General features: G+C 43.0%; 7 protein-coding genes. 5 read left to right on the forward strand and 2 right to left on the reverse strand.

What is annotated here, in order from left to right:
• Positions 1-212: 212 nt before the first annotated feature.
• On the reverse strand, positions 213-1610 hold the full coding sequence (locus tag BSCG_RS25545; protein ID WP_008774691.1) for an NAD(P)/FAD-dependent oxidoreductase: 1398 nt from the start codon (positions 1608-1610) through the stop codon (positions 213-215).
• 81 nt (positions 1611-1691) lie between these two features.
• Positions 1692-2597 carry a glucosaminidase domain-containing protein gene (locus BSCG_RS25540; RefSeq protein ID WP_004314292.1) on the reverse strand — a complete coding sequence of 302 codons (906 nt, stop codon included), beginning with the start codon at positions 2595-2597 and terminating at the stop codon, positions 1692-1694.
• A 110-nt stretch (positions 2598-2707) separates the two neighbouring features.
• Here BSCG_RS25540 and cdd point away from each other — a divergent pair, with 110 nt between their 5' ends.
• The 5 genes from cdd (at position 2708) to BSCG_RS25515 (ending at position 8252) form a co-directional block, all read left to right on the forward strand.
• Complete coding sequence (cdd, locus tag BSCG_RS25535; protein ID WP_004304232.1) at positions 2708-3190, forward strand: cytidine deaminase; 483 nt, start codon at positions 2708-2710, stop codon at positions 3188-3190.
• A 2-nt stretch (positions 3191-3192) separates the two neighbouring features.
• A complete protein-coding gene (locus tag BSCG_RS25530) occupies positions 3193-4032 on the forward strand; it encodes an AraC family transcriptional regulator (RefSeq protein WP_008774692.1) in 840 nt (279 codons plus the stop codon).
• A gap of 88 nt (positions 4033-4120) precedes the next feature.
• Complete coding sequence (locus tag BSCG_RS25525; protein WP_004304234.1) at positions 4121-4702, forward strand: DUF417 family protein; 582 nt, start codon at positions 4121-4123, stop codon at positions 4700-4702.
• A 99-nt stretch (positions 4703-4801) separates the two neighbouring features.
• Positions 4802-6175, forward strand: a complete 1374-nt coding sequence (locus tag BSCG_RS25520) for an FAD-dependent oxidoreductase (RefSeq protein ID WP_008774693.1) — start codon at positions 4802-4804, stop codon at positions 6173-6175.
• 376 nt (positions 6176-6551) lie between these two features.
• Positions 6552-8252, forward strand: a complete 1701-nt coding sequence (locus tag BSCG_RS25515) for an ABC-F family ATP-binding cassette domain-containing protein (protein ID WP_008774694.1) — start codon at positions 6552-6554, stop codon at positions 8250-8252.
• Positions 8253-8308: the final 56 nt, after the last annotated feature.

The raw sequence follows: 8308 nt of genomic DNA on the forward strand, positions 1-8308 counted from the left end.
TCATGTATCAATTTAGCATTTCATATACCAAATCTATGCCAAAAACGTAAGTAATTGATAAATAGAATATAACAAAAAACAAAGGGTGTCCGATATCGGACACCCTGTACGAATTTACTGTTCAGAATATGAATCTATCCACCTGTCGGCGGAAGGTCAGTACACCTGGATAATGACGGATTGTCAACTACGGTATAATGACTTCTCATTGACTATTTTTTCTCTTGTCCGGAAGCTTGCTGAATCTCCTGCGGAGAGTGTTGCTTCGGTTCCTGTATCAGTTCTTTTCCCCAATGATTAGTCTCCTCCAGTTTTTCACGATCACGAATTTCTTTTGCTTTACGGGCATAGACAATCATACGCATGGATTGATCGTAAGTGAAATAATTCCAGATCCAATTTAAGAGCACAATCACTTTATTACGCACTCCAAGGATAGAACGCAGATGAACAACGAGCCACATCACCCAGGCAAACCATCCCTGCATCTTTACTTTACTAAACTCTGCCACGGCACGATTGCGCCCGACAGTCGCCATCGAACCTAAATTGCGGTAATGGAAAGGTTTCATTTCCTGTCCTTTCTCCATACGAATCAGATTCTTTGCCAATAGTTCTCCTTGCTGGATCGCCACTTGTGCCAGTTGAGGATGCCCGTTCGGGTAATTTTCATCAGCCAACTGAATACATTGGTCGCCAATAGCAAACACATTATTCATCCCTTCTACACGGTTGAATGAATCGACTTTAATACGTCCTCCACGCCCAATCAGAGAGGCATCCAGATTGCCGATAGTCACACCGGTGACACCACTCACCCAGATAAAAGTACGCGTGGCAATCTCTGTACCATCTTCGAGTACTACTTTATGGTCACGATAATCCACAACACGTTTATTCAACAGGATATTTACTCCCATTTCACGGAGAAACTGTTCGGCATGTGCAGATGATTCTTCCGACATTCCGGCAAGCAATCGCGGCCCGGCTTCAATCAAATAGATATTCATCAAACTGCTGGGCATATCAGGATAATCATTCGGCAAGACGAATTTCTTCATCTCGGAAAGTATTCCGGCTACTTCTATCCCGGTAGCTCCACCTCCTACAATTACAATATTCAATAGCTCTTGTTGTTCCTGCTTTGTTGAACAGGTCAGCGCTCGTTCCAGATTAGCCAGAAGAGCGTTTCGCAATCCCATCGCTTCTGACACATTTTTCATCGGCATGGCTTCCTCTTCGATATGTTTATTACCGAAATAGTTGGTTGTAGTACCTGCTGCTAACACCAGATAGTCATATTCTGCTTTTCCGATGGAAGTCTGTATCATATTCTTTTCCGGGAAAATGGCACGTACTTCCGCCATACGGAAATAGAAATCTTTCCGATGCTGGAATATTTTACGGAAGGGGAAGGATATGGAAGTTGGCTCCATACCGGCCGAAGCCACCTGATAAATCAAAGGAGGAAACTGATGATAGTTGTTTTTATCTATCAATACGACTTGAAAGCCTGACTTTTTCAGCTTGTTAGCCAGTTTCAAGCCACCGAAACCACCGCCTACTATGACGACACGTTTCTTATTACTTTTTGCAATGTTTAGACTCATATTCTAATCATGTTTTATCAAGATAATAACACATGAATGAGTCATTAAGTTTCCGAAATTCGAAACTTTTGAAAGAAGTCTCTACCGCAGACGCAATCTATCTCCGATTTCCGGAACATACTCACCATCCTTACGATTCATCTTATACAGATTTTTGAGGCGGATACCATATTTTTGAGAGATGCCATGCATGGAATCTCCATCTTTCACAACATATACAGTATAAGGTTTGGAAGCCTTTTTCTTCTTGCTCTTCAGGTAGATGATATCTCCTTCCATCAAGGTATAATCACGCTGCAAGTCGTTGTACTTCACTAGTTTCTTCCAACTAATATCGAATTCGTTGCCTAAATCTTTAAAGGTATCACCGTTGCGGGCTACCACATAAGCAATATCATTAGCGATATACACCTGATGCGGGCTCATCAACCAAGGATTCTTTTTCAGCTTCCGTTCCGAATATACCCCCTTACGGTCGTATTTATACAAGTCATAATCTTCGATAATCGTAATCAGACGGTTAGCATAAGAAGGATCGGTAGCATAGCCTGCTTTTTTCAGTCCACGCGCCCAGCCTTTATAATCGGTGATATCCAGTTTGAAAAGAAAAGCGTAACGGGCACCTCTTCTAAGGAAGTCGGAATGATCTTCGTAAGAGTCACGCGGATGCTTATAAGCACGGAAACATTCGTTGCGCGCATCATCATCATGACGAACCGTACGTCCCCGCCAACTGCCACCACACTTAATACCAAAGTGGTTATTACTCTTTCGTGCCAACTGGCTATATCCGGCACCGCTTTCCAACAATCCTTGCGCCAATGTGATACTCGCCGGAATCTTATGAAGCTTCATCTGTTCAACAGCCAAATCACTATACTTATTTATATATTCGACGTAACGGGCATTCCGTTTCTGTGCCTGCACTCCTACGGCAAAGAAAAAAACAACGGTTAAAAAGATAAGTCTATGCAGTTTATTCTCCATTTTTATTCAGATGTGAATTAGATGGCACAAAAATCTGAAAAATAATTGGGATTATCAATCTCTTTCCTAACTTTGTAACATTAATTGTAGAAACCAATACCCTGACGTATATGAAAGACCTCACAATTACCGCTATTATTAAAGTATATCAATATGATGAGTTGAATGAGGGCGATCGGTCACTAATAAAGACTGCCATGGAGGCAACAGCTCGTAGTTATTCTCCGTACTCCCATTTCTCCGTAGGTGCCGCTGCGCTATTGGGCAACGGGACAGTAGTGACAGGAACCAATCAGGAAAATGCGGCCTATCCGTCGGGGCTTTGTGCAGAACGTACTACCCTATTCTATGCCAACTCCCAATATCCCGACCAACCGGTTGTCACTCTTGCTATTGCGGCACGAACGGAAAAGGACTTCATCGACCATCCGATTCCTCCCTGCGGCGCCTGCCGGCAAGTGATTCTGGAAACGGAAAAGCGTTACAAACAACCCATCCGCATCCTATTATATGGCAAAGAATGTATCTACGAAGTAAAAAGTATAGGCGATCTACTGCCGTTATCATTTGACGCATCAGCAATGGAGGATTAATTATGTTACAACAATATCACACGAAACTAAAAGGAACACTCGCACTTACAGACTCTTATCTGACAGAAAAAGCACTGCAAAAAGAAAAAGGGCTTTATAAATTTATATGGGTACGCAACGGAAGCATCACGGTAGAAATCGACCACCAGGAAATGACGCTTACCCAAGATGAAGTGATTTCACTCACCCATCTGCAACACCTCGAATTTAAATCGATTGATGGTGAATACCTGACTTTATTGTTCAACAGCAATTTCTACTGTATCTATGGCAACGACCATGAAGTGTCATGCAGCGGCTTCCTGTTCAACGGTTCATCTCACCTGATCCGTTTCACACTGAATGAAAAAGAACGTAAAGAACTCGACACTATTACCGAAGCACTGGAAAATGAGTTTACCGTTTCCGACAGCCTGCAGGAAGAGATGCTGCGCATCCTGCTGAAACGTTTCATCATCCAATGTACCCGGATTGCACGTCATCGCATGAATATCACTCGTGAAAAAGAATCCGGATTCGAGATTGTCCGCCAATACTATAACTTGGTCGACGAGCATTACCGGACGAAGAAACAGGTGCAGGACTATGCCGATATGTTGCATAAATCTCCCAAGACACTATCGAACATCTTTTCCACCTGCAAACTGCCTTCGCCGCTTCGAGTTATCCACGAACGGGTGGAAGCGGAAGCTAAACGTCTCCTGCTTTACAGCAACAAAAGCGCCAAAGAGATTGCCGATATTCTGGGATTTGAAGACCAAGCTTCTTTCAGCCGTTTCTTCAAAAATATGACCGGACAGAGCGCCGTGCAATTCAGAAATACACAGGAAGGGAAAAATTGACAAGGCATACGGAAGTATTGCTATTTGGGGGGTAGTGGAAATGGACGACCTTTGCAACATAAGATAAACCAATTAAAACCCCAACAAAATGAAAGAGAAATTGATCGCTTTACTGACCTTCACTTCAAGTCTGAAAAGTTTTGGTATGAAATTTATCCGCGTTGCCATTCTGGTAGTATTTGTATGGATAGGCGGATTGAAGTATTTCCATTATGAAGCCGACGGGATTGTTCCGTTTGTAGCCAACAGTCCTTTTATGAGTTTCTTCTATGCTAAAGGTGCACCCGAATACAAAGAACATAAAAATGCGGAAGGTGCTTTTGTCCCGGAAAATCGTGCATGGCACGAAGCAAACCGCACTTATACTTTCTCTTACGGACTGGGAGCTCTTATTATGGGTATCGGCATACTGGTATTCTTGGGAATCTTTTTCCCAAAAGTGGGATTGGCAGGCGACACCCTCGCCATTATCATGACGCTCGGCACACTTTCTTTTCTTGTCACCACCCCGGAAGTCTGGGTTCCCGACTTGGGAAGCGGAGAATTCGGTTTCCCATTACTATCCGGTGCAGGGCGGTTGGTGATTAAAGACATTGTGATCCTGGCCAGTGCCGTAGTGTTATTATCCGACTCGTCACAACGCGTACTCAAAACACTTAAAAAAGACTAAGACAACCACTAAAGAGGATTCTGACTTCTTGCCATTGCGGAACAAATCGTATTTTCAGACTGTTATATAGTCTCATACAAATCGTTAATACAAGAAGTTATGAAACAATATGATGCAATTATTATAGGATTCGGCAAGGCAGGGAAAACCCTGGCTGCCGAACTTTCCAACCGCGGATGGCAAGTGGCCATCGTAGAACGTTCCAACATGATGTATGGAGGAAGCTGTCCGAATGTAGCCTGTATCCCAACAAAGACGCTGGTGCATGAAGCAGAGGTCTCCGCTTTGCTTTACCACGATGATTTTCCGAAGCAGGCGAATATGTACAAACAGGCCATCGGCCGAAAGAACCGCCTCACTTCCTTTCTTAGGAATGATAATTACGAAAGACTAAGTAAACGTCCTAATATGACTATCTATACCGGAACGGGGTCTTTCATATCCGCCGATACCATAAAAGTGGAACTTCCCGAAGGAGAAATCGAACTGAAAGGAAAAGAGATATTTATCAACACGGGGTCTACTCCCATTATCCCTGCAATAGATGGTATTCAGCAAAGTCAGCACGTATATACCAGTAGTGCGCTTTTGGACTTAAGCGCACTTCCTCATCACCTGATTATCATAGGTGGAGGATATATCGGACTGGAGTTCGCTTCTATGTATGCCGGTTTCGGCAGTAAAGTGACGATACTCGAAGGAGGAAACAAATTTATGCCTCGTGAAGATCGGGATATTGCAAACAGCGTCAAAGAAGTGATGGAGAAGAAAGGTATTGAAATCCATCTGAACGCTCGTGCGCAGTCTATCCATGACACGAATGACGGAGTGACACTAACTTACTCGGACGTATCCGACGGTACTCCTTATTATGTAGATGGAGATGCCATTCTTATCGCAACGGGACGTAAACCGATGATTGAAGGATTGAACCTGCAAGCAGCGGGTGTAGGAGTTGATGCCCACGGAGCTATCATCGTAAACGATCAGTTACGCACTACTGTTCCTCATATATGGGCAATAGGAGATGTGAAAGGCGGATCGCAATTTACATATCTCTCGCTGGATGATTTCCGGATTATCCGCGATCAGCTCTTCGGCGACAAGAAACGTGATATCGGAGACCGTGATCCTGTGCAATATGCAGTGTTTATTGATCCGCCATTGGCACATATCGGAATCAGTGAAGAAGAAGCTCTGAAAAGAGGATATTCATTTAAGGTTTCCCGGTTGCCGGCTTCCTCCATCGTCCGTACCCGTACATTGAGGCAGACAGATGGTATGCTAAAAGCTATCATCAATAATCATAACGGGAAGATTATGGGCTGTACTCTATTCTGCGCCGATGCTTCAGAAATCATCAATATCGTAGCTATGGCGATAAAGACAGGCCAGACCTCTACATTCTTGCGCGATTTTATCTTCACGCATCCCAGTATGAGTGAGGGATTAAATCAACTGTTTGATGTATAAGAATAAGAAAGAGTATAACTCACTTCTAAAACAGAGCCTCTGAATAGGGTAAACAGAGGCTCTATTTGGAGTAATCGGAGGCTCTGAATGAGGTAAACGGAGCCTCTAAATAAATGAAGTTCATTCTTTTTCAGTCTTAATAGAGTGAAATCTAATAGAAAGTGTTATCTTTGCAGCCAAGTTAAACTATATACCTACCACAATGAGAATTACTAAGTAAGACAACACTTCTAAGTAAACATCACTTTTCTTATATGCTTTTTCTATTTTGTTAAGCATCACGAAATCCGTGTTGTTTAGCCAGTATTGTGTTTGTCGTTCCCCTATCCCGTGATTTTTTTCACTCTATTTTCAACCTCAAACCCAATAGATCATCATGTCTATCAGTATCCAACAAATCAGCTATATCCATCCGGATAAAGAAGTATTATTCAGTGACCTCAATTTCGCCATCAGTAAAGGGCAGAAATTGGGATTAGTCGGTAACAATGGTTGTGGCAAGTCTACTTTGCTACAAATTATTGCCGGACAGTTATCACCCTCTTCCGGTGTCATTGTCCGCCCGGACGACCTATATTATATCCCGCAACATTTCGGGCAATATGATTCACTAACCATCGCACAAGCTCTTCAAATAGAGCGCAAACAGCAAGCTCTGCACGCTATCCTGGCAGGAGATGTCTCAAACGAGAATTTCACCATTCTAAATGATGACTGGAATATCGAAGAACGTTCCATTGCCGCTCTCGATTTATGGGGATTAGGACAGTTTACGCTATCCTACCCGATGAATCTGCTTAGTGGCGGCGAAAAGACCCGCGTATTCCTGGCAGGTATGGACATTCATCATCCATCTGTCATACTTATGGATGAACCGACCAATCATCTCGACTCTTCCGGCAGACAACGTTTATATGACTGGGTAGAGAAATATCGTTCCACCCTGTTGGTGGTAAGTCATGACCGTACTCTGCTCAATCTTCTCCCCGAGATTTGCGAACTAGAGAAGCATCAAATCAATTATTATGGCGGAAATTACGAATTCTACAAAGAACAAAAAACGCTGATGCAGGAAGCATTGCAACAACGTATTGAAGAAAAAGAAAAGGCACTACGTATTGCCCGTAAAGTGGCTCGCGAAACGGCCGAACGCAGGGACAAACAGAATGTACGCGGCGAAAAGAGTAATATAAAAAAAGGAGTTCCACGCATTGTATTGAACGCACTCCAAGGGAAATCCGAGAAGAGCACTAGTAAACTGACTGGCGTCCATCAGGAGAAAGCCGAGAAGTTAACAGATGAGCGCAACCAGCTTCGAGGTTCGCTCTCTCCGACTGCTGCATTAAAAACCGACTTCAACAGTTCCTCGCTTCATACCGGGAAAATATTAGTGACAGCAAAAGAGATTAATTTCAGTTATCATTCCAATTCGATTAACAATAATATTCTGACAAATGATGAAATAAATTCGTCTGACACAGGTTATCATCCCAATCCGAATAGCAATGATATTCAGGAAAATAGTATCTCAAAACAACAGCTTTGGCAAGCTCCTGTCAGCTTTCAACTAAAGAGCGGAGACCGCCTCCGCATAGAAGGAGCCAACGGCAGCGGGAAAACAACTCTATTGAAATTAATCACCGGCCAACTTCAACCACAGGAAGGAACCCTGACACGGACGGACTTTAGCTATGTCTATTTGAATCAAGAGTATTCGATCATTGACGACCGGAACAGTATTCTTGAACAGGCTTACGCTTTCAACAGCCGGAATCTGCCGGAGCATGAAATAAAGATTATTCTAAACCGTTACTTGTTTCCTGCATCCGAATGGGACAAATCCTGCCGGAAACTTAGTGGTGGTGAGAAAATGCGTCTCGCTTTCTGCTGTCTGATGATTAGTAACAATACCCCTGATATGTTTATCCTGGATGAACCTACCAACAACTTGGACATACAAAGTATTGAAATTATCACTGCTACTATCAAAAATTATGCAGGTACTGTGATAGCAATCTCACACGACAATTATTTTATTCAGGAAATTGGTGTCGAACAATGCATTTTATTGAGTTAGTCTATTGATATTTTATCCAGGGCAACCGCACCAAAATTTAATTCATATCCGCACAG

Source organism: Bacteroides sp. 2_2_4, assembly GCF_000157055.1.
In the GTDB taxonomy this organism is placed as follows: Bacteria; Bacteroidota; Bacteroidia; order Bacteroidales; family Bacteroidaceae; genus Bacteroides; species Bacteroides ovatus.

Coding starts and splice junctions, on each gene's coding strand:
- BSCG_RS25530 (WP_008774692.1), top strand. CDS start 3,193: ATGTTACAACAATATCACACGAAACTAAAAGGAACACTCGCACTTACA.
- BSCG_RS25520 (WP_008774693.1), top strand. CDS start 4,802: ATGAAACAATATGATGCAATTATTATAGGATTCGGCAAGGCAGGGAAA.
- BSCG_RS25540 (WP_004314292.1), bottom strand. CDS start 2,597: ATGGAGAATAAACTGCATAGACTTATCTTTTTAACCGTTGTTTTTTTC.
- BSCG_RS25545 (WP_008774691.1), bottom strand. CDS start 1,610: ATGAGTCTAAACATTGCAAAAAGTAATAAGAAACGTGTCGTCATAGTA.
- BSCG_RS25515 (WP_008774694.1), top strand. CDS start 6,552: ATGTCTATCAGTATCCAACAAATCAGCTATATCCATCCGGATAAAGAA.
- cdd (WP_004304232.1), top strand. CDS start 2,708: ATGAAAGACCTCACAATTACCGCTATTATTAAAGTATATCAATATGAT.
- BSCG_RS25525 (WP_004304234.1), top strand. CDS start 4,121: ATGAAAGAGAAATTGATCGCTTTACTGACCTTCACTTCAAGTCTGAAA.